We start from the raw sequence: 23,424 nt of genomic DNA on the forward strand, positions 1-23,424 counted from the left end.
GATGATCGAAGAAGACAAGGAAATCACGCGGCTCATGCACGCCGACATCGAGGGAATCGAGGCACCCCGCTCGAAGTTCCTGGACGTGGACCAAGCGATGCGCACCGGCCGCCGCCAGCGCTGGTACGGCCCGACCGCCGGTGCCGCCGTACTGGTTGCCGCCCTCGCTGTCGGGGTGGCCGTCGTACCCGGTCAGCTCAGGAACGAGCCCGCCAGAAACGGCGGGACGAACATGGTCGCGGCGGGTGGCTACACGGTGCTGGCCGCGGAGTCGTCCGGGTTGGCCAGCCTGCCCCAGGCCCCGGCCGCGATCGACCCGATGGGGCTGTACCTCAGGTTCGGGTGGTTGCCTGACGGCTACGACCACCGGCAGTACCAGGCGGGTTTCGTTCCTGGCCGGACCGGCTCGGTCGCCTACCTGTCGGCGGATCAGGACCGGGATGCCAACTCCCCCAGGGGGAACTTCTCGGTCACCCTCTATCCGCGTGGGGTCACCCCGGATGCGCCGCAGCGGGACGACCGTAGTCGCGGCACCGAACTCGACGCCACGGCCGCCAAGTCGGTCAACGACAACGCCGCGTCGTGGATCATCTACAGCGACGGCGAGGGGCAGGAGACCTTCCTGCGCTGGCGGTACGCCCCCAACGGCTGGGCCCAACTCCGGTTCATGGGCAAGGACCCGAGCCTGGACGTCAAGGCCACCGCACACAAGATCGCCAGTTCGATGGAGCTGAGCACCAGCGAGAAGGTCCCGCTGCCGGTCCGGGTGGCCTCGTTGCTGTCGATCGGCTTCCAGCCAGTCAACGTGAGCATCTCCGACTCCGTACGGTCCCCCCGTTCCTGGTACGCCTCGGTCACGCTGAGCCCGAGGATCGACCCGGCACAGCCGCTCACGAACACGGTGGACATCAGCGTCTCCCCGTACAAGGAGGAGAAGGACCGGACCGAGAAGGAGAAGTTGGCTCCGGCACCCAACACCATCATCGATGGGCAGCCGGCATACCGGTTCCCCCTCCGGGGTCCCGCCACGACGGTGCGGGTCGGTAGGAGCGGAGGGGCGCTGGTCGAAGTGACCAGCAACTTCTCGGCGTCCATCGCTCCCCACCCCACGGGGACGCTGATGATGTACCGGAGGCTGGAGTTGGTCGACAATCCGGTGGACTGGTCAAGCCACCTGAAGGGCTGAGCCCGCCGACGAACACGGTGGTGGCCCGCCGGCTGATGCCGGCGGGCCACCACGCCCCCTACCCCCCGGTGGTACGCCGATCAGGAGAAACTCGCCCCGATGATCCGTTGTGCGGCAGCGGGCATCTCGCCACCCATGTGGATCGTGTTCACCGAGTAGACCAGGCGCCGGGACAGGTCCTTCGTGGCGCCCATGCCGTTGTTGTAGCCCGGCCGGTCACCGGACTTGCCCCACAGGGTCAGCGGACCGAGCGGAATGGCCATGAGGCCGGCACTGTGGGTGGCCGGCTGGTCGTTGGTCGGGTCGTCGTCACCGTCGTAGACCGGCACCGCCGGCACGCTGAACATCAGCTCCAACTGCGCTGCCGGCACCAGCCGGCCACTGAACAGTTCGACGATGAACTTGTCGAGGTCCGCTGCGGTCGAGACGATCGACGCGGCCGACCACTGCAGGGACGGGTTCGCCTCGGTGATGTCCACCCACCGGGTGCCCTCGGCGGTCTCCACCGCCTCGTAACCCCGGGCGTGCGGGCCGTGGATTCGCCGGTCGTCACTGGGTGCGGTGGTGCCGGTCAGCCCCAGCGGCCGGATGATCCGGTTGGTGACCTCCCGCTCCCAACTCCGTCCGGTGACCTTCTCGATCAGCAGGCCGGCGAGTATGTAGTCGGCGTTGCCGTACCGCTGCTTGGTGCCGGGTGGGAACGCCAGCGGCTTGGTCAGGTCGAGTTGGCTGCCCGGCTCCCAGTGGTCGTAGCGGTGCGCGAAGAACCAGTCCGGGTCCTTGTGCGGCACGCCCTTGCCGTTGATCCCGCTGGTGTAGGTCAGGACCTGCCGGACCGTGATCGTCGGGTAGTCGGCGGGCAGGTATCCGGGCAGGTAGTGCTGCACCGACCGGTCGAGGTCGAGTTCGCCATCGGCGACCAGTTGCAGTGCGACCACGGCGGTGAAGGTCTTGGTCATCGAGCCGATCCGGAACCGGCCGTCCTGTGGCACCGGCCGCCCGGTGCGCAGGTCGGCGACCCCGGAGGTGCCCTGCCAGCAGCCGGCCGAACCACGGATCTGCACCAGCGCCCCGGTGACCTCGTCGTTGGGCAGGTTGGCGATGGCGGCGGACAGTTTCTCGGCCGAGAGCCGGGGCAGGGTGGTCGGCGCGGTCGGTTCCGTCGAGCATCGGCCCTTCGGGCCGGCGACGGCGGGGGCGGCCAGGCCGACGGAGGCGACCGTGGTGGCGGCCAGTACGGCGAGCGCGCGGCGCGGCGTTTTCATGATCTGGAGCTTGCCGGCCGGGACCGGTACGGGTCATCGGGGAATCCGCCCACCGCAGCCCGGATAATTCTCTGGGGGATGTCCCGGAGGACTACGCCCGGGTGGCCGGGGCTGTCCCGGAGAGGTGTTCGGCGAACCAGGCCGCTGCCTCGTCGGCCACCTGCTCCAATGTGCCCGGTTCCTCGAACAGGTGGGTCGCCCCCGGCACCACGTGCAACTCGGAGAACCCACCCAGTGCCGCGCGCGCCTGCTCGTTGAGTTCCAGCACCTGCTCGTCCCGGCCGCCCACCAGCAGCAGGGTCGCCGCCCGTACCTCGGGTAGGTCCGGACCGGCCAGGTCCGGACGCCCGCCCCGGGACACCACCGCGGGTACGTCCTCCGGCCGGGCCGCCGCCGTCACCAGCGCTGCCGCCGCGCCGGTGCTCGCCCCGAAGAGCCCGACCGGCAGCGGTTCGCCGGCCTGCCCGGAGCGAAGCCAGTCCACGATGCCGACCAGCCGGTCGGAGAGCAGACCGATGTCGAAGCGCAGTTCGGCAGTCTGCTCGTCCACAAGTTCCTCGTCGGGGGTGAGCAGGTCGACCAGTACGGTGCCCAGGCTGTGTTGTTGGAGCGCCCCGGCGACCGCGACGTTGCGCGGGCTGTGCCGGGAACTGCCACTGCCGTGCGCGAAGAGTACGACTCCCGCCGCCCCGGGCGGGGTGGTCAGCTCCGCCGACAGGCGTACCCCGGCGGTGGGAATCATCGTCTCGGTCATTCCATCGCCCATGCCCCGGCCTCCCTCTTTACCGGCTGTCCACCGGTCGTCACGACCGGACCCGACTACCCGCCGACACGGGAGTCAGTCACCCGACCAGGCTCGGGCCTGGGTCGGCGGGGGTTTGCCGACGGGCGCGCCGGGAACGCCGGCCAGGCAGTCGGCCGGGAACGCCGGCCGGGGAAACACCAGCCAGGCAGTCGGCCGGGAACGCCGGCCGGGGAAACACCGGTCAGGCAGTCGGCCGGCCGGGGTGGGCGAGCCCTCGGGCCGCTGTCTCCGTACCCGTCCGGATCCGTCGAACGATCGTGAGGGACGCCCATGACGCGCAAGAAGACCGCCAACGCCGAGCCGAGCGGAGCCAGCGCCAAGCCGGAGAAGGACGAGATCCAGGAACGCGCCGAGCGGCGGGACTGGGCCGACGAGGCCGCCGAGGCCCGTACGGCGGACGATCCACGGGCGGTGGCGCCGCACGACCAGTCCGGTGTGCCGTCGACCGGTGACCCCCTCTGACCGATGAACCGCTCTGAGGCGATACGACGCTTCACACACGACTTCTCCTTTTACCGCCGATTCATTCGCTTCGCCCGGTAGGCTGACCTGCGGTCGCCCCCCGAGCAGCTCTCCGTCAGCTGCCTGGGAGCTGGCCGACAGGAGGAACGTGCATGTCCGTACCCGGACGTCCCCGGTCCCCACTGGCCCGGGCGCTGCTCTGTGTGACGAGTGTGTTGGCCGGGGCCGTCGTCGCCGCCGTACCCGCCGGGGCGACCCCGAGCCCCGGAGACGAGGGCGGCCCGCCGATGCTGCGGGAGGTGCTCGAATCCGCCGGGCGCAGCTACCTTGAGGCACGCACCGCGGTCACCAACTCGAACCGCCGCCACCAGGGGCTCGCCAACGACCTACGTGAGATCGAGCGACGCATCGCCGAACTGACCCCCGAGGTGGGGCTGATCGCCGCCAACGCCTACCGCACCGGCCGGCTCCGACCGGTCATGGTGCTGGTCGGCAGCAGTTCACCGGAGACCTACCTGCGGCGAGCCGAAAGCCTCGACCAGCTGGCGCTCCGCGACAACAGCCGGCTACACGAACTCCGCCAAGCCCGCAAACGGGCCACCCGGGCGAAGATCGCGATCGACGCGGAACTCGCCGAGAAGCAGAAGCAGCTCTCCATCATGACGGTCCGCAAGCGGGAGGCCGAACGGGCCCTCACCCTGGTCGGCGGCGAGAGCACCGGCGGCTGGGTCGACGCCAGATCCCCGGTCGCCCGACCCGCCCCCCGGGGCCGGAACGGTTCCTGGCCTCGGGAGTCCTGCGACCGTAAGGACCCGACCACCTCCGGCTGCGTGACGCCCCGGATGCTGCACGCCCTGGCCGAGACCCAGCGCGCCGGCTTCACCCGGTACGTCGCCTGCTACCGCCCCGGCGGGCCGTACGAACACCCCAAGGGACGGGCCTGCGACTTCTCCAGCCAGCAGAAGGGCTTCGGCGGTGACGCCCGGGGCGACGACCGGATCTACGGCAACAACCTCGCCGCCTTCCTGGTCCGCAACGCCGACCGGCTGGGCATCCTGTACGTCATCTGGTACCGCCAGATCTGGTTCCCGGCCACCGGTTGGCGCAAGTACAGCGCCGCGCACGGCGATCCGTCCAGTGACCACACCAATCACGTACACCTGTCGATGCTCTAGCCCGGAAGCAGCAGACCGGAACCCACCAACCCGAACCGTCACCAACCCGAGCCGCAGCGGCCGAACCCGCCGCTAGCCTGGCCCCGGTGGCCCGGACTCCTGGGTACGCCGGACCGGAGCCCGGCCACGCGGCTGCTGCGGCGGCGGCCCGACCGCCGGCAGCGGCGGCACCGGGCAGGTGACCGGGTTGTCACTGGTCACCTCCACCGTCTCGCCGTGGTGACGTAGCTCGATGCTGGTACCGGCGACCCCGTCCCGGATGGCGTACGTGGTCTCGTTTCGCCGTACGTCCACGTGCAGCCGGTGTCCACGCCACCGCAGCGAGAACTCCAGTCGATCGAGCCGGCTCGGCAACCGGGGCGCGAACGAGAGCGTGCCGTCGTGGTCGCGCAACCCACCGAACCCGGCCACCAGGGCGATCCACGCCCCGGCCAACGATGCCACGTGTACCCCGTCCCGGGTGTTCTGGTTGAGGTCGTGCAGGTCCATCAACGCGGCCTCACCCAGATAGTCGTGGGCGAGTTCGAGGAAGCCCACCTCGGCGGCGATGACGGCCTGGGTGCACGCCGACAGGGAGGAGTCCCGGACCGTACGCCGCTCGTAGTAGGCGAAGTTGCGGGCCTTCTGCTCGGCGGTGAACGCGTCCCCCCGCCAGTGCATCGCCAACACCAGGTCGGCCTGCTTCACCACCTGCTTGCGGTAGAGGTCCACATAGGGGTAGTTGAGCAGCAGCGGATACTTGTCCAACGGCGTGCTGTCGAAGTCCCACTCCTGGAGCCGGGTAAACCCTTCCACCTGCGGGTGCACCCCCAACTCCTCGTCGTACGGGATGTACATGTCGGCGGCGGCGTCCCGCCAGGCCGCCATCTCCTCGTCGTCGACGCCCAGCCGCCAGGCCTGCTCGCTGTGCCGGGTGGCGGCCTCGGCGGCGGCCAACAGGTTCCGCTGCGCCATCAGGTTGGTGTAGACGTTGTCGTCCTTGACCGCCGTGTACTCGTCCGGGCCGGTCAGGCCGTCCAGGTGGAACTGCCCGTGCCGGTCGTGGTGGCCGAGCGAGAGCCACAGCCGGGCGGTCTCCACCAGCAACTCCAGCCCGAACTCGCGTTCGAAGGTCTCGTCCCCGGTGACCAGCACGTACCGCCGTACCGCGTCGGCGATGTCCGCGCCGATGTGGAACCCGGCCGTGCCCGCCGGCCAGTACGCCGAACACTCCTGCCCCTGGATGGTGCGCCACGGAAAGGTCGCCCCGCGCAGGTCGAGGGTCCGGGCCCGCTCCTGGGCCAGGTTGAGGGTGGAGTGCCGCCAGCGCAGGGCGGGCGCGACCGCCGACGGGTTCGTGTAGGTGAGCACCGGCAGCACGAACGACTCGGTGTCCCAGAAGATGTGCCCGTCGTAGCCCGGCCCGGTCAGCCCCTTGGCCGCGATCGGCCGGGCCTCCGCCCGGGCACCCGCCTGGAGCACGTGGAACAGGCCGAACCGGACCGCCTGCTGCACCTCGGGATCGCCTTCGAGTCGGACGTCCGAGTTGTCCCAGAACTCGTCGAGGTACTCCCGCTGCTCGGCCAGGAGGCCGTCCCAGCCGGAGAGCTGCGCACCGGCCAACGCGCCGCTGACCTGGTCCCGCAGCGCCGGCAACGACCGGCTGCTGGACCAGCCGTACGCCATCAGTTTGACCACCCGCAGCCGCTCGCCCGGCTTCAGCTCGCAGGCGACGCTGGTCCGGGCCCAGTCCTCGTACGCCTCGGTGCCGACCCGGGTCCGCTCCGGCCCCTCGATGTCGTGCGTCATCGCCACCGCCACCCGCAGGCCGCTGGCCTTGGTGCGGTGGATGAGGATTCCGCCGGTCTCCTGGACCAGCCGCTCCTCGGCCTGAAGTGGCTGGTCCAGGACCGCCGCCACCCGGGGGTCACCGCCGTGCTTGGGCAGCTCCTCGTTGGCGACCAACTCCGACTGCACGATCAGGCGCAGTGGATGGTCGATCGCCTCCACCTCGTAGCTGATAGCGGCAACCGCCCGCTGCCGGAACGACACCAGTCGAGTGCTGTGGATACGCACCCCCTGGCCGTCCGGCGACCGCCATTCCACGTCCCGGGTCAGCGTTCCGGCCCGCAGGTCGAGCCGCCGCTCGTGGGAGATCAGTTCGCCGTACCGGACGTCGAAGGGTTCGTCCTCGACGAAGAGCCGGATGAGCTTGCCGTTGGTGACGTTGACGATCGTCTGGCCGGACTCGGGAAAGCCGTAGCCCGCCTCCGCGTAGGGCAGCGGCCGCAGCTCGAAGAACGAGTTGAGGTAGGTCCCGGGCAGGCCATGCGGATCCCCCTCGTCCAGGTTGCCGCGCAGCCCGACGTGGCCGTTGGCGAGGGCGAACACTGACTCCGACTGGGCCAGTACGTCGAGGTCGAGGCGGGTCTCCCGGACGCACCACGGCTCGACCGGGTAGGCCCGTTCTCTGATCACCGGACCACCCTCGGCTGCCGGGCACCACTCCGCACGTTCATGAAATTGCGCCTCCGGATGTCGTCAGCAGTTCGGCCAGGTCCCGCACCACAACGTCGGCACCGTGGGCGAGCAGGTCGTCTGCCTGGCCGACCCGATCCACGCCGACGACGTACCCGAACCCACCGGCCCGGCCCGCCTCGACGCCGGCGATGGCGTCCTCGAACACGACGGCCTGTGCAGGCTCCACCCCGAACAACTGGGCAGCGGCCAGGAACGTGTCGGGATGGGGCTTACCGCGTAGTCCGGTCTCCCGCGCGACCACCCCGTCGATGCGTATCTCCAGAAGATCTTCGAGCCCGGCGGCGACGACCACCGCCTGGCAGTTGGCGCTGGCCGACACCACCGCCCGGCGCAATCCGGCCCGCTGCGCTTCCAGCAGGTACGCCACCGAGCCCTCGTAGACCTGGACCCCGTCCCGCTCCAGCACGTCGAGCAAGATGATGTTCTTTCGGTTGCCGATGCCGTGGACGGTGTCGAGGTCCGGTGGATCGTCTGGTGCCCCCTCGGGCAACACGATGCCCCGGGAAGCGAGGAACGACCGTACGCCGTCGGCCCGGGCCCGGCCATCGACGTACCGGTGGTAGTCCGGTCCGGGGTCGAAGGGCCGGAACACCTCACCGCTGGCCTCTGCCTGCCGCAGCAGAAAGGCGTCGAAGGTCTGCGCCCAGGCGGCGTTGTGCACCAGGGCGGTACGGGTCAGCACCCCGTCCAGGTCGAAGAGACATGCGGTCACCTGATCAGGTAGGCCCAACATCACCTCAACCTATCCAGGGCACCCGCCGGACAAACGCCATTCCGCCCGTTTGCCCGGGTCGGCCGAGGAGTTCGATCGGGCGGGTAGGGCTCGCCTCACCAGATGCTCGCCCGCTCACCGGATCGCCCCGGCCGGTCCGCCAGTTACGGCCCGGCCGGAGGTGTTGGTGCTGGTGCCGGACTACGGTCAGCGCCAGCCCACGTCGATACGGTCGCCCCGATCGTCGAAGAAGTGCACCGCGTCCATCCGTACCGAGATGGCGAGTGGGTGCCCGGCCGACACGCCGGGATACGGCGCGAGCCGTACCGCGAGTTCGGCCGGTCGGCGGTGGTGCCGCCCCGGGTCGGAGAGCACCCCGGTTCGGATACCGCCCGTCGAGTCCTCGTTCTCGGCGGTGGGTACGGCCGCTCGACCGATGAATCGCTGGACCGCCCGGCTGAACCGCCCCGACCCAGCCGACCGCCGGGCCCGCCCGGCCGCCTGACCGCCCAACTCGTCGACGACGATGGCGGTAGCCCCGATGTCGACGAAGGCCAACGACTCGTGACCGTGGTGCTCCAGATAGCGGATTCGGCCGCGCAACACTTCGCCGGACGCGTCGGGGGCGACCGGGGCGAGCGCCTCGGCCCGCATCCCGACCACGATCCGTTCGCCGTGGTAGCGCGCCACGGCGCGCGCCCGGATGTCCTCCCAGGGCAACCGCAGCACCTGGTCGCCGAGGTGCAGCGCGACGTGCCGGTCCAGGTGGACGTAGACCGACGCCTCCAGCAGGTTCATCCGAGGGTTGCCGAGGAAGGCGGCGACATAGAGCGTCGCCGGTCGCCCGTAGACCTGGGTCGGGGTGCCGACGTCCTGGAGGACCCCCTTCCGCATGATGGCTACCCGGTCCGCCATGGTCAGCGCCTCGGCCTGGTCATGGGTGACATAGATCGTGGTCACGCCGAGTTCGCGTACCAGGCCGGAGATCTCCGCCCGCAACTCGGCTCGCAGACCGCTGTCGAGATTGGATAATGGCTCGTCCATGAGGAACAGGTTCGGTCGACGGATGATCGCCCGTCCCATCGCGACCCGCTGCCGCTGGCCGCCGGACAACTGGCCGGGCTTGCGCCCCAGCACATCCCCGATGCCCAGCGCATTCGCCACGTCCGCCACCCGCTCGGTCCGGATCGCCTCTTCTACTCCGGACAGTCGGAGCGGGAAGGCGATGTTCTCGCCGACGGTCATGTGCGGATACAGGGCGAAGTCCTGGAAGACCATGGCGATCCGCCGGTCCCGGGGGGACAGGTCGTTGACCAACTCGTTGTCGAGCAGGATGACCCCGCTGCTCGGCTGCTCCAACCCGGCCACCATGCGCAGCACGGTCGACTTGCCGCACCCCGAAGGCCCCAGTAACACCATGAACTCGCCGTCGTTGACGTCGAGGCTGATGTTGTCCACCGCCACCGTTCCGTCCGGAAACACCTTCGTGACGTCCTTGAGTGCGACGGTCGCCACCGTCACCTCCCCCAGCCTGGTCGCGGAACCCGGAATGACTGTGACCAGGATCATGGAGTACGCCTATCGGGTAAACGTGTCATGTTCCCTGGGTGACGGTCCATCTACCGCGATGAAAGGTTGAGTTCCACCTGAATCAGCGCAGCCGGAGCAGCCGGGCCCGGCCCGGCCCGTCCACCACCGCAACGGCGTACCGATCAGCCCACGGGTACTCACCCCGGAGGTCGAGGATCCAGTCCACCCCGTACCGGGTCAGCAGCTCGCGTCGGCGCGGCTCCGGGGTTCCCGCAGCGAGCATCTCGGCCTGGTCCGCCCTTCGTTGCGCCTCGTCGGGCAGCAGGGGATCCGGCCACGGTGGCACGACGGACCGGATCTCGTATGCCAGCAGCGTCCGGCTGACGTGCGGGTTGCCGGTGATCAGCACCGAACCCGGCTCGACCGCTCGCTCTACCCAGCTGTACCGGTTCGTCAGCGTAATGCCGTGCGCCGCCCGCCGGGCCGGGGGCAACTGCTCGTCGGGCAGCACCAGGAGCAGATTGCCGTACTGGGCCCGTAGCCCGGCGAGGCAGGCGACGAGCGTGACCACTATCCACAGCACCGCCGCCAGCCGGGCGGGTCCCCACCGGTCGGACCGTACACGGAGTCGGGCACCGACCCGGGCCAGTTCGACCGCGGCGGCGAGCTGGAGGCTGAGCAGCACCATCGGCCAGGCGCGACCGAGCGCGTAGGCCCCGGTCACCCCACCGACGAGTACCACCAGCCCGGAGATGCCGAAGAGCAGCACCAACGGATCGAACCGGTCCCGACGCCAGCGCAGCACCAGCGCCGGCAGGCCGACGAGGAAGCCGAGCCCGTACCGGCGGATCGGGTCGGTGTAGAGCGGCTGGTGGATCGCGTCCAGGTCGGCCGCCGAGAGCAGCAGCTCGGTGACCCGGAAATAGGGCCAGGACAGGACCACCACGGCGAGTACGCCGACCGCCGCCAGCAGTCCGGCCCAGCCGATCCGGCCCAGTCCACCCAGCCGGCCCAGTCCACCCAGCCGGCCCAGCACCAGGGCCACCGCGCCGAACGCCCCGCAGACGGCGGTGAACGGGTGGATCAGCACGATCAGGCCACCCAGCAGGCCGGCCAGCACCCATCGGCCACCCGTGGTTCGAGCCGGCACCTGCCACCACCGGTTCGATGGTGCCTCCGGCTCAGTCGTCGCCGAGACGATCAGGACCCAACAGAGCAGCACCAGCCCCAACGCCAGAGTGCTGGGATACGGCAGGGTCAGCACCAGCCCCTCCAGGGCCGGAAAGCCACTCCACCGGGTGGCCGCCGGCCCCCAGAGCAAGGGCACGAAGAACAGCGCCAGGACCGGCGCCCACCGGGAGGCGGTGAACAGCCCGACGAACCGGCGCAGCCCGTAGAGGAGCAGCACCAGGTTCACCGGTGCCGCGATGCTCAGCACGGTGGCGGCCGACCATCCGGTCAGCCGGGCCACCAGCCCCAGCAGGACCGGGTACGGCGTGAAGTAAGGGCTGGGCCCCACCGTCTCGACCATCGGATTGCCTGGCCGGGACAGGTCGTCCCGAAGCCGGGCCACCACCGAGGCGTGTATTCCGAAGTCGGTGCCCCACCGCTGGCGAGCCATGAGGGTGGCCGCCCCGAGCACCGCCACGCTGGACAGCAGAAGGTACGGCGACAGCCAGCGCAACCCGTCACGACGACGTCGGACGGGTACGACCTGACCGTCGCCCGTTCCTACCGAGCGCGGCTCGCCCAACGCGCCTCCTCACACCTCCCCACGGCTCATGGTGACCGATTCGGCCGGCGGGAGGGTCTGATTCGCGCGGGGGAGGTTGGTTCAGGACAGGGCGATCTCCGTACGGGCGTCGGAGGTGGGGCGGCCCACCGTGCCGAACTCCGGATGCTTGGGCATACCGGTCCACTGTGTGCCCCCGCCCCGCAGGAAGTACTCCAGTCCCGGGTCCCAGGTGTGGCCGTCGGACCGACGCTGGTAGATGTAGCCGAGCGGGTGGGTACGGTAGATCATGCCGCCGGCCCGCCGAACCCGGTCGATGAGCCCTCGGTCGATCGACCGGGGCACCGGCCGCCAGCCACCGACCTGTTCCAGGTCGCCCCGGCTGATCAGCATCGTGCCCCCGGCCACCACGTGGGTGAACGCCTCGGCCCGGCCGGCGTCACGCCGTACCGTCGTGTCGATCGTCTGCAGGTAGACGAACTCGGCTCCCTTGCCGACCATGGCCGCGCCGGAGTGGTGTCGGGCCAGCACCAGGTCCCAGACATGCTCCGGCCCGTACGTGTCGTCGTCGTCGAACTTGGTCACCAGGGTGCCCCGCGACCGGGCGGTGGCCACCCCGATCGCCTCGCCGAACCCGTGGCCGGGTGGCAGGGTCAGCAGTTCCACCGGCCGAGGCGAGCGGGCGACCCGGGCCCGCAGCTCCGCCGGCAGTTCCACCCCGTGCATGCAGAGCACGATCTCCAGATTGGGGTAGGTCTGCGCCTCGATGGCGGCCAGTGCATCCGGCACGTACTCCAGTCGCTTGGTGACCAGCAGGGCGCTCACCGAGGGCGGCTCGGCCAACGCCGGGAAGGCCGCGGCGGCGAGCCGCGGCAGGGCGAATCCGGTGGCATGCTGCCGCATCACCGCCCGCCGCTGCCCGACCACGCGCGCCTCCCAGTCCAGCTCCTCGTCCGAGTCGGGCAGTGGCGCGCTGATCAGGCCACGTACCTCCTCGGCCAGGTAGGCGGCGACCGCCGGGGGCAGGTCCGGCACCTGTACCAGGACCCCGGCCAGCACCAGGTGGGCCAGGAAGGTGGCCTCCTCGATCGGATGCCGGGCCGGTACGGACGGGCAGACCACCGTGCCGACCTCGGCCAGCGCCTCCCGGGTCGACTCGGGTAGCCACGGTCGGTCGACCCGGCCGGTGCAGAGGGCTCCCCGGGGTCCGGTGATCTGCCAGCCCCGACCATCGGCGGCGGTGGTGAAGTCCAGTTGCGCCCGGCCGGCCGTCGGCCCGAACGGACCGTACCGCCCACGTACCGTGACGTGTTCCAGGTCGACGAGCACCGCGTCCGGACGGGTCACGCCAGCACCGCCCGCGCCGGCGGCGAGGACCGTGCCGTACCGGTTGGCGGTGGGCGTACCGGCCGGCTCCGCCGCCCCGTCCGGCTCGGGCGCGACCGACGGTTGCGGTTCGCCGGTGGCGGTGAGCACGATGTCGTACGGCCGGATGTCCTCGTTGTCCGGCAGCTCGCCGGAGAGTGCGATCTCGTTCTGCCCGATACCCAGCCAGGCCGGGAACACATCCTGTGCCGTGACGTCCGCGCTGGCTGGATGGGGCATCGGCCGGACCGGGGTGAGCAGCGGAAGGACTGCGCTGATCACCTTCCGCAGGGGCCGGGACCACTCCATCTCGATGTCCACGACCGCGCGTCCCTCCCCGCTGCGGGGCAGCCGGAGCCGGTGGAAGAGCACGTGCGTGAGCGGGCCGAGCCGGCCGGACCAGCCGCCCTGCGGGATGGTCCAGGAGTTGACGATGATGGTGACCCGGGTCACCTCGACGAGTGAGGTCGGATCGGTCAGGAGATATCGGAGCCAGTCGACGGACTGGGCGGAGACCACCATCCGGTACACCCGGTCTCCGGGGCGGGGCCCGGAGTTCCGTCCGCCCCGGCCGGGCACCTCGGTCACGCCCGCCCCCAACAGGCTGACCGGCCCGCTACGACGCCACATGCCATTGCGGTCACCGACGACGATCCGCCAGCGGAGATAGCTATGTGCCGGTTTCTGGCTCGACAACCCGATCCCTCTCTACGTTTGGCGCTGACGCACGCCGGGTGCTGACCGTCGTAGTGCTGATCCCAGCCTACGTCCCGCCGCTGGATACACTTTCCTCGTGTCGAGCCGGGAACGCACCATGATGTCGGGGTCCTCCGCACCGCAGGTCAGACTGTTCCGTAACGACTGGAGCCCACTGACCCCCGCTGCGTTGGGCCAATGGCTGCCCACCAAGTCGGTCTCCGTGGTCATTCCTGCCTACAACTGTCAGGAATCGCTCGACCTGACACTCGCCTCGCTGAGCCAGCAGACCTATCCCACCCACCTGCTCGAAGTGGTCGTGGTCGACGACGGCAGCGAACCGCCCATCGAACTACCCAAGATCCGTCCGCTCAACTGCCGCCTCGTGCGGACGGCCGACCATTCCACCGGTTGGGGAAGGTCCAACGCGCTGCACGTCGGGGCGACGGTGAGCACCGGGGAGATCCTGCACTGGCTCGACGCTGACATGATCGTCTTTCCGGAACACGTCGAGGCGCAGGTCCGGTGGCAGCACGTCTCCGACGAGGCGGTGACCCTCGGTTACAAACGCTTCGTCGGTGACGGCTGGGCCACCCCGGAGGAGGTCGCCGAGCGGTGCGCGAAGGGCACCGTCGACACGCTCTTCCGGTTCGAGGACACCGAGCCACACGACTACGTCGAGAAACTCATCGACGACACCAAGCAGCTCCGGGGCGGTGACCACCTCAACTTCCGGGCCCATGTCGGTGCTACCGCCGCCTTGCCCCGCTCCCTCTACGAGGCGACTGGCGGGCTCAACACCGAACTACGACTCGGTGAGGACACCGAGTTCGGCTACCGCCTGGCCCAGGCCGGTGCCGTGTTCGTCCCCGAGCCACTCGCCCGCAGCTGGCACATGGGTGCTTCCCACATGATGACCAAGGGCGACGCGCTACGGCGATACAACCACCCGCACCTCGCCGACCTGATGCCCCAGCCCCGCTACCTGCGCCCGGCGGGCAACCGCTCCTGGGCCGTGCCACTGGTGACCGTGGTCGTACCGGCCGACGGCAGTTTCGAACTGGTACGTACCTGCGTCGACCGACTGTTGGCCAGCGACCAGACCGATCTGCGGATCAAGTTGGTTGCCGACTGGGACGAGATCAGTGAACGACGTCAGTCCGTCCTGAACGATCCGGTGCTGGACCGCCGCCTGATCGCCGTCACCTACCGCTCCGAACCCCGGGTCGAGCTGGTACGGTCCGCCCCCAGCACCGCGTACCCCTCCCCGTTCCTACTGCACGTCCCGCCGCACCTGGGCGTCCACGCCAACACCGTACGACGGTTGCTGAAGCTCGCCGACGAGAAGCAGATCGGGCTGATTCGGCTGCTGGCGCCCGGGGTGAAGTCACCCAACGAGGCACTGGCCCTGTGGCGCACCTCGGCCCTGAGTCGCGCGCTTCGGGTCCAGACACCCGGCGAGCCCCTCGACCGGGTGATCGCCGAGGTGGCCGGAGAACGCTGGGTCAGTGGCGACGACTTCGACGTGGTCAACCTGGACGATCTGCCGATGACGGATCTGGTCTCCCCGAAGCCGCGCCTGGTCACGATCACCGAGAAACGCAAGACGACATCCACCGGGGACACCATCCCGGTGGGCGGTATCCGCTCGCTCGCCCGCGCCACCCGGTTCGTCGCCCGCCGATACGCCGGTGGGGCGGCGCGAGAGGTCAAGCGCCGGGTGCAGAGCCCGGGCTCCTGATCGGACGGACCGGACGCTGTTGGCCGGGCACGGAGAGATCCACCAGCCCGGCCCAGGAGACCCGGTCAGGGTCGGGGCACGGTGGGCCCGATCCGCAGCGTCTCCCGTACCTGGTCCGGAAGTAGTTCCACCCGTCGGCCGCGTACCGTCACGTCCCGGGGCAACAGACGCCGGGCCGTGGCGTCGAACGGCAGATCGATCGGGCTGGTGGTCTCCGCGCACCGGTAGAGCGGCACCCAGTCGCCATCCGGCGGGCTGGCCTCACCGACCAGGGGCAGCCGGGCCGTCCACCGACCCTCGACCACGTCCGTCAGCACCTCGATGTCGGGAGGCGGCAACTCGGCCGGATCGGTGCCCTCCCGCCGCCGCAGCACCACCCGCAGGTCGCCCCAGCCGGACTGCGCGCCGGGCAACTCCCCGGTCAACGTCAGGATGCCGTCGGTCAGGTCCACGCCGTGCACCACCGGACCGGGCGGCAGCGCCCGCACCCACAGCACCTCGTCGTCCGACGGCCGGGCCACCAACTCCACGTCCCCGACGGTGTGTCGGACTCCGACGAAGTCGGGCAACACCGGCAGATCCTGGGCGTCACCACCACCCACGTCGGCGAAGCCGACCCGCCAACCGGCACCGGCCTCCCCCACCAGCACCGGACGGTCCCGCAGGCCACTGCCGGCAACCAGGTCGGCCGTTGGAATGCGGGCCGACCAGGCTGTGCCGACCTCGTCCGGTCGCACCGGATAGGTTCGCCAGGTCACCCCGGAGACCCGGGTCAGCCGGAGCACCGCGGTCGTGGGGCGAGTCAATGCCGCGCCTTCGACCAGCAGCGCGTCGCCGTCGACCCGGGTCGCGGTCACCCAGACCGCTGGGCGCTCGACCCGTAGACAGAGCCGGCCGGAGCGCGCGTACGGCACCACCCGGACACCGTCGGCGACCCACCGGGCGGGCAACGCCGGACGGGCCTCCCCCAGTCCCAGGGTCCGCCGCTGCGGGCGGGCGGCACCGAACAGCGCCACGTTGAAGCTCCAGTCACCCGCCTGCCAATCGCCGCGACCCCGCAGCCGGGCCGGATCGACCCGGATGTCGAACCCCGCCCACCCGTACGGCACCGGGCTGGGTGCCTGGGCAACGTGGTGGGCCCGGGTGGCCAGCAGGACCCTTCGCCGTTGGCCGGAGTCCTCCCGCAGCCACAGCATCCGTGCCGACCGCCAGGGTCGTTCCGCGCCCCGGGCCACGTCGTAGGCGAACCCACGCACATGTAGTTGGCCCTCCGACCAGCGGGCCTCGTGCACCTCGGTCCGGATGCCCTCGGGGGCGCGGAAGAGGTGCGCAGGCGCAGCCGGGTGCGGGTCGTCCAGAAGCGGGAGCTGGACGTAGTGGCCACGTCCCCGACGCACCACCGGCGCGATCGCGCCGGCCCGACTGGCGGCCACCACGGTGACCAACTCGGTCAGGGCTCGGGCCTGGGCGAGCCGCCAGGCCACCCGGAGCCGAGGGATCAACCGGTCCACCACCCGAGCGTCGACCCGGCTGAGGTAGTCGGCGGTCAGGTCCAGGAACTGGATCCGGTAGGCGTGGTCGACGTCGGGCAGCAGGTCGAGGAACATCCGCAGGTCGCTCTGTAGGACGGTCTCGTCGTACCAGTCCTTGAGTTTGCCGTCGCCGAGTCCGGCCAGCGACCGGCTCGCGCTGTCCACGGCGGCGAACCGGTCGATCAGATTTCGCACCTCGGTCTGCCGCTGGCTGATCGACGCCTCGGCACCTGCCTCCCGCTGCCGCCAGTAGTAGACCGGTAGGTCGATCACGTCGACCGACTCGGCCAACGCGTACGCCGGGATGGTGACCGGGATGTCCTCGTAGCGCACGCCCTCCGGGAACCGCAGTCCGTGCCGCTCCCAGAAGGAACGCCGAAAGACCTTGTTGCAGGCCAGCCGGTCGTAGACCAGGTTTCGCTGATCCTTCAGGGTGATCCGCAGACGGGTGTTCCGGTGGGTGCCCCGATGCAGCGGTGACTGGCGCAGCCCTCGCGAGGTGAACAGCGCGACGTTGCCCGTGGCGAAGTCCGAGCCGGTCTGCTCCAGCGCGCCCACCAGGACCTCCAGGGCGTACGGCGGCAGCACGTCGTCGCTGTCCACGAACGTCAGGTAGTCGCCGGTGCCGAAGTCGATTCCCACGTTGCGTGCCGCGCCCAGCCCCCGGTTGGGCTGGCGGACCAGCCGGAACCGGGAGTCGCCGGCCACCTGCCGCTGGGCCACCTCGGCGCTGCCGTCGGTCGAGCCGTCGTCGACCAGGACGATGTCCAGGTCCGGGTACGTCTGGCTGGCCAGCGAGGATAGGCACTCGGGTAGGTACCGCTCGACGTTGTAGATCGGTACGACGACGGTGATGACCGACCCCATACCTGCCCCCATCTCTCAGCTGGACTGGCCGAGGAACACCCTCCGGACGACTCGTTCCGCGGAACGACCGTCGGCCAGTGTGCAGAACCTACGCCGGAACTGACTGCGTGCCTTCGCCGCGGTGTCGTTGTCGACGCCCCCGGTACGGAACAGGTCGAGCAGGTCCGGGAAGGACGTCACGACCGCTCCCGGCGGCTCGGCGGTGACGTCGAAGTAGACACCTCGCACGAGCCGGTACGCCTGCCAGTCAGGAGCGTAGACGACGATCGGACGGTCCAGGACGGCGTAGTCGAACATGACCGACGAATAGTCGGTGACCAGCACGTCCGAGGCCAGGTAGAGCTCTTCCACACTCGGGTACGCCGACACGTCCCGGGCCCGGTCGGCCAGTCCGGTGTTGCCCGGCGCGTGGGCCCGGTCGTGGAAGTAGTGGCTGCGGATCAGCAGCCGCCCGTTCGGCCCGATCGCCGCCAGCAGTTCCGCCGGGTCGAACGGCGGGTGGTAACCGGGGTGGTGTTCCCGGTGGGTCGGCGCGTAGAGCACGACCTTCTCGCCGGGGGCGATACCCAGCTTCTCCCGGATCCGGGTCACGTCCTCGGCGGTGGCAGTGACGAGTTGGTCGTTACGGGGGTAGCCGGTCTCCAGGGTCTCGTACCGGCACGGGTAGGCCCGCTCCCACATCTGCGTGGTGAACGTGTTCGAGGTGATGCTGTAGTCCCACCGGTCGGCACGGCGCATCTGGCCGGCGAAGTCGTCGTCCTGCACGCCGCCCGGGTAGGCCTGCTGGTCCAGCCCCATCACCTTCAGCGGGGTGCCGTGGTGGGTCATCACATGCACCGAACCGGGTCGTTTCACCACGTTGTTCGGCCAGTTGACGTTGTTGATCAGCCACTTGGCCCGAGCCAGCGTGCGGTAGTAGCGCAGCGATCCGGCGATCACGTAGTCGACCCCGGGCGGCATGGTGCCGGCCTTGTCGCGGCGCACCACGAACACCCCGCGCACCCCGGGGGCCGACTGCCGGGCCTGCTCGTAGATGGCGGCCGGGTTGCAGGCGTAGCCGCGGTACCAGTAGGCGGCGTAGACGGCCAGCGACTCGTCCATCGGACGGCGCAACTGGAGGCGGTAGTAGCCGCGGTAGACGGCCTCCCGGGCCAACCGGACCGTCGACCGGGCGATGCCCCGGCCCTTGCGGGTGACCGTGCCGATGGTCTGCCGGGCCCAGTCGGCGGCGCGGAACCCGACCCGGAGCGCCTGGAAGGTCCTGTTGCGGCCACCGGCGACCAGGCGGTGTTTCAGCCCTTCCGCGCCACCGGGCATCGGATAGCCGCCCGGCGGGAGGTAGCGCCGGTAGTGCTGGGTCATCCCGGTGAAGAACCGGCCGCGCAGTGCGGGCGGCAGCCGGTCGTCGTTGCCCCGGACGATCAGGAAGTGCCAGATCATCCGGCGGAACAGCAGTTTGCGCAGCTCGGCCGCGCCGGGTCGGGAGTCGTCGAAGGTGTCGAAGACCTGGGCCCAGTTGGGGAAGATCGCGAAGTGGCCGTCCCCGACCGTCCGGGTGGCCGCGCCCGCCCGGCGCTGCCGGTAGTAGACACAGACCCGATCCAGCAGGGAGATCCGCTCAGCGGCCAGCAGCAGCCCGTACGTGAACGGGACATCCTCGTACCAGCCGGACCGGAACTGGAAGTTGAGTTTGGCCAGCACGTCCCGCCGGATGACCTTGTTCCATGGCACGTGCAGGATATCGATCGCCTTGGGCCAGTCCCGCAGGGCGAAGACCGGCGGCGCCTCGTGGAAGGTGCGTCCCGGGATGCTCGGGTCGATCTTGTTGTCCCAGTAGACCCGGGCGTAGTCGACGATCAGCACCTCGGCGTCGGTCTCCCGGAGCCGGTCGGCCACCGCCCGGATCGCCCCGTCGGCGAGCCAGTCGTCACTGTCGATGAACCAGATGTAGTCCCCGACCGCCTCGGCGAAGCCCCGGTTCCGGGCCGGTCCCTGTCCCTCGTTCCGATCCAGCGTGATCACCCGCAGTCGGGCGTCCCGGGCGGCGTACTCGGCGAGGATCTCGCCGCTGCTGTCCGGGGAACAGTCGTCGATCGCGATCACCTCGACGTCGGTGAACGACTGGGTGAGGATCGAGTCCAGGCACTCGCGCAGGTAGCCCTGCACCTGGTAGACCGGCACGACAAAGCTGATCAGAGTCATGGATTCCGTTCCCCAGCCGCCCCACGGGCTGCCACTGCCTCGGGCTGACCGGCATCTTCCAGCGGATCTGTCTGGCCTGCTGCCAGTTTGACATTAACGTCGGTGCGCTGTCGGCGGCCAACCGGAAGCCAGCCGCCCAGCGCGTTCACGATGAAGACCAGCGCCAGGTACCCGGCGAGTTCGATCATGCCGATCTCGGTCAGATCCCCCGCCCCCAGCACCGTCGCGCCGGTCAGGAAGGCGATCCGTCCGTCCCAGCCCAGCCCGAACGCGCGCAACAACGGCGGTCGTTCCCGCTTCTCCAACCGCGCGGTCAGGTCGTAGTGGTGCAGCGCCAGCACGAACGACATCGCGAAGATCACCGACGGGGTCACGTCGGTGACCACCCCGACGGCGATGACGAACAGGTACTCCGTGGCCCGCAACGCCGCCGGCACCAGCCAGTCCAGCGGCCCGGCGTGCGGTGCCGAGGCGGGCAATCCCGCCAGGAGCGCGATCACCGCGCCGCCGACCAGCCACCAGCGCAGCTCCCCGCCACCGGCTCCGACCAATCCGGCCACCACCAGCGCCGCGCTCGCCGCTGCGGCGAGCAGGGCGAAGAGCAGCGGAGCGGGCACCCGCAGCCGCCGACCGGCCGCGCCGATCCAGCCGGCCACCGGTCCGTCGTCGCGGTAGAGCCGGGTATCCACCCGGTCCAGCACCGACACCCGCATCGACCAGGCGCGCAGGGTGCGCAAGCCCCCCGTGTACGCGAACGCGAGCGTCCCCCAGGCCAGCACCGCGACCAGGGCGACCAGCGGGTTGAACAGCGCCACGGCCAGCGCGATCAGAGCCCAGCGCTCGCCGATCGGGAAGACCACGGTGCGCTTGAGCCAGTACGACAGCGAACCCGAGTCGGCCTGCACCCGGGTGGAGGCCTGGCTGAGCCGGGCACCGAGCCCACCCGCTGAAGCGGCCGGTTTCGGCCGGCGGGCCGCCTCGTCGTGCAGGGCGCCGTACCAGGTGTCGGTCATGTGTCGGACGGTCTGTAGGGAGATTGCCGCGATAGCCAGGGGCCAGCCCCAGCCGTCGGCCAGCCCGGACCGCTCGACACCGACGGCGAGGCCGGCGTAGACGAGGTATTCCTTGGCCCGGTCGGCCATGGTGTCCAGCCAGCCGCCCCAGGCGCTGAAGTTGCGGGTGTAGCGGGCCAACTGGCCGTCGACACAGTCGAGGACGAAGCCGAGATAGAGCAGGATCCCACCGGCGACCAGGGCGACCCGCTCGCCGTAGCCGAACAGGACCGCCGCCGCGATGGCGAAGAGCACCGAGATCGCGGTCACCCCGGTCGGGCCGAGGCCGATCCGGGCGGCCAGCCGGGTCACGTACGGCGACCAACTGCTGACCGCGTACGTGGTGAAGAAGTCGTCCTTCTCCTTGACCGACAGCCGCAGTTCCGCCCGCTCCTCGTCCACCGCGGCGACGGCCGCCTCGGCGGTGAGGGCGGATGGCTGGTCGGCGGCCCGATGCGCGACGAGCAGCCGTACCCGGTGGGCGAAGATCCGGGTGTCGGTCCGGGTGAAGGCGGCGAAGAGCTGGTCCAGCGGCATGTCCGCGCCATCGGCGGGGGTCGACGCCGCTGCCGTCCGGGCTGCCCCGGCCAGGGCCGGTAGGTCCTCGGGACCGACCCGTAGCGCGCCGCCGAAGACCCCGGTGGGGTCGGTTCCGTATCCGTCGGCCGGGCCGGCGGCCACCACCAGGCCCCGGTCCTCGGTCAGCACCGACTGCCCCGGCCCGGCCGGGTCGGTGAGGACCAGCGCGCCGGTCGGGCCGACCGGGCTGGTCAGCAGGTGCCGCAGTACGGCGGTGTGCGCGACCAGGTCGGCACCGCACAGCAGCAGTGTCTCGGTGCCGGCTTCGGCCAGGTCGGCCAACTCGGCGAGGTCGGTGCTGACCAGCACGTCCCGGGCCCCGGCCCGGCGCAACTGGTCGCCGAGCCGGTCAGCCAGCGCTTCCCCGCTGGCGAGGGTGATCGGTGCCGAGGCGGGGGCGGCGTTGAACAGTACGGCCAGCGTCACGTCCGGACCACGTTGTTGTACGCGTCGAGGGCCTCGCGCACAGTTCCGTCGACCTCCAACCGGCCCGCGTTGAAGTAGAGGCCCCGGGTGCAGAACCGGGTCAGGTCGTTCTCGTTGTGCGAGACCAGCACCAGTGTGCGTCCCTCGGCGAGGAGCCGCTCGATGGTGGCGTAGCACTTCTTGCGGAACTCGGCGTCGCCGACCGCCATCACCTCGTCCATGAGCAGGATCGGGTGCTGGAGGTGGGAGATCACCGAGAAGCCCAGGCGGACCTTCATGCCGGACGAGTAGTGCCGGACCGGGGTGTCGATGGCCTTCTCGCACTGCTCACCGGCGAACGAGATGATCTCGTCGAAGTTCCGCTTGAGGTAGGCGGAGCTGAGGCCGTGCAGCGAGCCGACCAGGTGCACGTTCTCCCGGCCGGTCAGGTCGTTGGAGAATCCGGCGGAGAGCTCCAGCAGCGGAGCCACGGCACCGCGTACCTTGATCCCGCCCTCGTCCGGGATCAGCACCCCGGCGATCAGCCGCAGCAGGGTGCTCTTGCCGGTGCCGTTCTTGCCGATGATGCCCATGGCGTCGCCCGGCCGGACCTGGAAGTTGACGTTGCGCAGGGGCCAGAACTCCCCGGCGTCCGGGTGACGTCCACCCTTGTGGATGAACATCTCCCGCAGCCGCAACTGCCGGCGGCGGTTGCGGACGAACCGGATGCCGAGGTTCTCGGCCTCGATGATTGGCTGGTCCACTACAGCTCCTTGAGAACGGCGGGTTCGAGCCGGCGGAACACCCACCAGCCCCCGACCAGCATCAGCAGGCTGCCGGCGAACGCGAAGGCGAGGAGCCGGGCGTCGGGGAACTCGCTCGGGTACCACACGGCGTGGTGCAGCTGGAAGATGCCGACCAGTGGGTTGATCTCGTAGACCACCTTGACCCAGTCCGGCATCGAGGAGTCCCGAACCAGGCTGAGCGGGTAGATGATCGGGGTGGCGTAGAAGAGTACCCGGGTGACCAGGCGCATCAGTCGCTCCACGTCACGCATGAGCACGTTGAGCGAGGAGAGCAACAGGGCGACGCCGACCAGCAGGGCCGCCTGGAGCAGCACCGCCAGCGGCAACGCCAGCAGGGACACTCCGATCTCGATCTTGCCGAGGACGGCGTAGACGATCGCCAGGACGGCGAGGATCGGCAGCCCGGCGATGTACTCGGCGAATCGGCCGGTGACCCGACCGATCGGGAACACCTCGCGGGGCATCCGCATGGTGGTGATCAGTCGAGCCTGCCCGGTAAGAGCGTTGGTGGCCTCGCTGATCGCCGAGTTGGTCCACATCCAGGCGAAGATGCCGGTAATCAGAAAGAGCGGATATGACTCCGCAGCGTCACCAAGGTGTCGGTTGGTGGCGTTCTGATAAAGCATCCCGAAGACGAAGAAGTAGATCGCACCCATACCGAGCGGCTCGATCAATGACCAGAAGTAACCAAGAACGGACTGCTGATACTTGACCGCAAGGTCTCGTCTGACCAGCAACCGTAGTGAATTGCGATAGGACCACAACGCACCGACGCCAGACGTCACAGCCGCC

At 70.0% G+C, this 23,424-nt stretch carries 15 protein-coding genes and 1 pseudogene; 4 read left to right on the forward strand and 12 right to left on the reverse strand.

Annotated features, from left to right (window positions below):
- The first annotated feature begins 1 nt into the window (after nucleotide 1).
- On the forward strand, nucleotides 2-1,186 hold the full coding sequence (locus FHR38_RS10520) for a hypothetical protein (RefSeq protein ID WP_184534495.1): 1,185 nt from the start codon (nucleotides 2-4) through the stop codon (nucleotides 1,184-1,186).
- A gap of 80 nt (nucleotides 1,187-1,266) precedes the next feature.
- Here the strand turns inward: FHR38_RS10520 and FHR38_RS10525 are convergent, their stop codons facing one another.
- Complete coding sequence (locus FHR38_RS10525) at nucleotides 1,267-2,451, reverse strand: serine hydrolase domain-containing protein (protein ID WP_184534496.1); 1,185 nt, start codon at nucleotides 2,449-2,451, stop codon at nucleotides 1,267-1,269.
- 91 nt (nucleotides 2,452-2,542) lie between these two features.
- Nucleotides 2,543-3,217, reverse strand: coding sequence for a dienelactone hydrolase family protein (locus FHR38_RS10530; protein ID WP_246446434.1), 675 nt, complete (start codon nucleotides 3,215-3,217; stop codon nucleotides 2,543-2,545).
- A gap of 296 nt (nucleotides 3,218-3,513) precedes the next feature.
- Between FHR38_RS10530 and FHR38_RS10535 the strand changes: the two are divergent.
- Together FHR38_RS10535 and FHR38_RS10540 are read left to right on the forward strand one after the other, a co-directional pair.
- A pseudogene (locus FHR38_RS10535) lies at nucleotides 3,514-3,718 on the forward strand (hypothetical protein).
- Between the two features lie 152 nt (nucleotides 3,719-3,870).
- Nucleotides 3,871-4,893: a coiled-coil domain-containing protein gene (locus FHR38_RS10540; protein WP_184534498.1), complete on the forward strand. Its 1,023-nt coding sequence runs from the start codon at nucleotides 3,871-3,873 to the stop codon at nucleotides 4,891-4,893.
- Between the two features lie 72 nt (nucleotides 4,894-4,965).
- Here FHR38_RS10540 and FHR38_RS10545 read toward each other — a convergent pair whose 3' ends face one another.
- From FHR38_RS10545 to FHR38_RS10565, 5 genes are all read right to left on the reverse strand, one after another.
- The gene (locus tag FHR38_RS10545) at nucleotides 4,966-7,350 is read right to left on the reverse strand and encodes a glycoside hydrolase family 65 protein (protein WP_184534499.1); all 2,385 of its coding nucleotides are present in this window, start codon (nucleotides 7,348-7,350) and stop codon (nucleotides 4,966-4,968) included.
- A 37-nt stretch (nucleotides 7,351-7,387) separates the two neighbouring features.
- A complete protein-coding gene (locus tag FHR38_RS10550) occupies nucleotides 7,388-8,146 on the reverse strand; it encodes an HAD family hydrolase (protein WP_184534500.1) in 759 nt (252 codons plus the stop codon).
- Between the two features lie 186 nt (nucleotides 8,147-8,332).
- A complete protein-coding gene (locus FHR38_RS10555) occupies nucleotides 8,333-9,694 on the reverse strand; it encodes an ABC transporter ATP-binding protein (protein ID WP_184534501.1) in 1,362 nt (453 codons plus the stop codon).
- Between the two features lie 82 nt (nucleotides 9,695-9,776).
- Nucleotides 9,777-11,408: a hypothetical protein gene (locus tag FHR38_RS10560; RefSeq protein WP_184534502.1), complete on the reverse strand. Its 1,632-nt coding sequence runs from the start codon at nucleotides 11,406-11,408 to the stop codon at nucleotides 9,777-9,779.
- Nucleotides 11,409-11,489: 81 nt separating this feature from the next.
- On the reverse strand, nucleotides 11,490-13,448 hold the full coding sequence (locus FHR38_RS10565) for a glycosyltransferase family A protein (RefSeq protein WP_184534503.1): 1,959 nt from the start codon (nucleotides 13,446-13,448) through the stop codon (nucleotides 11,490-11,492).
- A 97-nt stretch (nucleotides 13,449-13,545) separates the two neighbouring features.
- Between FHR38_RS10565 and FHR38_RS10570 the strand changes: the two genes are divergently transcribed.
- On the forward strand, nucleotides 13,546-15,189 hold the full coding sequence (locus tag FHR38_RS10570) for a glycosyltransferase family 2 protein (RefSeq protein ID WP_184534504.1): 1,644 nt from the start codon (nucleotides 13,546-13,548) through the stop codon (nucleotides 15,187-15,189).
- Nucleotides 15,190-15,254: 65 nt separating this feature from the next.
- Here FHR38_RS10570 and FHR38_RS10575 read toward each other — a convergent pair whose 3' ends face one another.
- From FHR38_RS10575 to FHR38_RS10595, 5 genes are read right to left on the reverse strand one after another with little or no spacing between them, the layout of a single operon-like run.
- Complete coding sequence (locus FHR38_RS10575) at nucleotides 15,255-17,588, reverse strand: glycosyltransferase family 2 protein (protein ID WP_184534505.1); 2,334 nt, start codon at nucleotides 17,586-17,588, stop codon at nucleotides 15,255-15,257.
- Nucleotides 17,589-17,603: 15 nt separating this feature from the next.
- The gene (locus tag FHR38_RS10580; protein WP_184534506.1) at nucleotides 17,604-19,790 is read right to left on the reverse strand and encodes a bifunctional glycosyltransferase/CDP-glycerol:glycerophosphate glycerophosphotransferase; all 2,187 of its coding nucleotides are present in this window, start codon (nucleotides 19,788-19,790) and stop codon (nucleotides 17,604-17,606) included.
- Nucleotides 19,787-21,847 (reverse strand): DUF5941 domain-containing protein, encoded by a 2,061-nt coding sequence (locus tag FHR38_RS10585; RefSeq protein ID WP_184534507.1) that lies wholly within the window; start codon nucleotides 21,845-21,847, stop codon nucleotides 19,787-19,789. Before FHR38_RS10585 ends, FHR38_RS10580 begins: the two co-directional genes overlap by 4 nt.
- Entirely contained in the window at nucleotides 21,844-22,590 is a 747-nt protein-coding gene (locus FHR38_RS10590; protein ID WP_184534508.1) for an ABC transporter ATP-binding protein, read from the reverse strand. The genes FHR38_RS10585 and FHR38_RS10590 overlap by 4 nt, the downstream gene beginning before the upstream one ends.
- Nucleotides 22,590-23,417 carry an ABC transporter permease gene (locus FHR38_RS10595; protein ID WP_184534509.1) on the reverse strand — a complete coding sequence of 276 codons (828 nt, stop codon included), beginning with the start codon at nucleotides 23,415-23,417 and terminating at the stop codon, nucleotides 22,590-22,592. Before FHR38_RS10595 ends, FHR38_RS10590 begins: the two co-directional genes overlap by 1 nt.
- Nucleotides 23,418-23,424: the final 7 nt, after the last annotated feature.

Source organism: Micromonospora polyrhachis, assembly GCF_014203835.1.
Classification (GTDB): Bacteria; Actinomycetota; Actinomycetes; order Mycobacteriales; family Micromonosporaceae; genus Micromonospora_H; species Micromonospora_H polyrhachis.

Excerpts from the sequence above, each read along its gene's own strand:
- FHR38_RS10530 (WP_246446434.1), bottom strand. The coding sequence starts at position 3,217 with ATGGGCGATGGAATGACCGAGACGATGATTCCCACCGCCGGGGTACGC.
- FHR38_RS10540 (WP_184534498.1), top strand. The coding sequence starts at position 3,871 with ATGTCCGTACCCGGACGTCCCCGGTCCCCACTGGCCCGGGCGCTGCTC.
- FHR38_RS10575 (WP_184534505.1), bottom strand. The coding sequence starts at position 17,588 with ATGGGGTCGGTCATCACCGTCGTCGTACCGATCTACAACGTCGAGCGG.
- FHR38_RS10555 (WP_184534501.1), bottom strand. The coding sequence starts at position 9,694 with ATGATCCTGGTCACAGTCATTCCGGGTTCCGCGACCAGGCTGGGGGAG.
- FHR38_RS10580 (WP_184534506.1), bottom strand. The coding sequence starts at position 19,790 with ATGACTCTGATCAGCTTTGTCGTGCCGGTCTACCAGGTGCAGGGCTAC.
- FHR38_RS10525 (WP_184534496.1), bottom strand. The coding sequence starts at position 2,451 with ATGAAAACGCCGCGCCGCGCGCTCGCCGTACTGGCCGCCACCACGGTC.
- FHR38_RS10550 (WP_184534500.1), bottom strand. The coding sequence starts at position 8,146 with ATGTTGGGCCTACCTGATCAGGTGACCGCATGTCTCTTCGACCTGGAC.
- FHR38_RS10520 (WP_184534495.1), top strand. The coding sequence starts at position 2 with ATGATCGAAGAAGACAAGGAAATCACGCGGCTCATGCACGCCGACATC.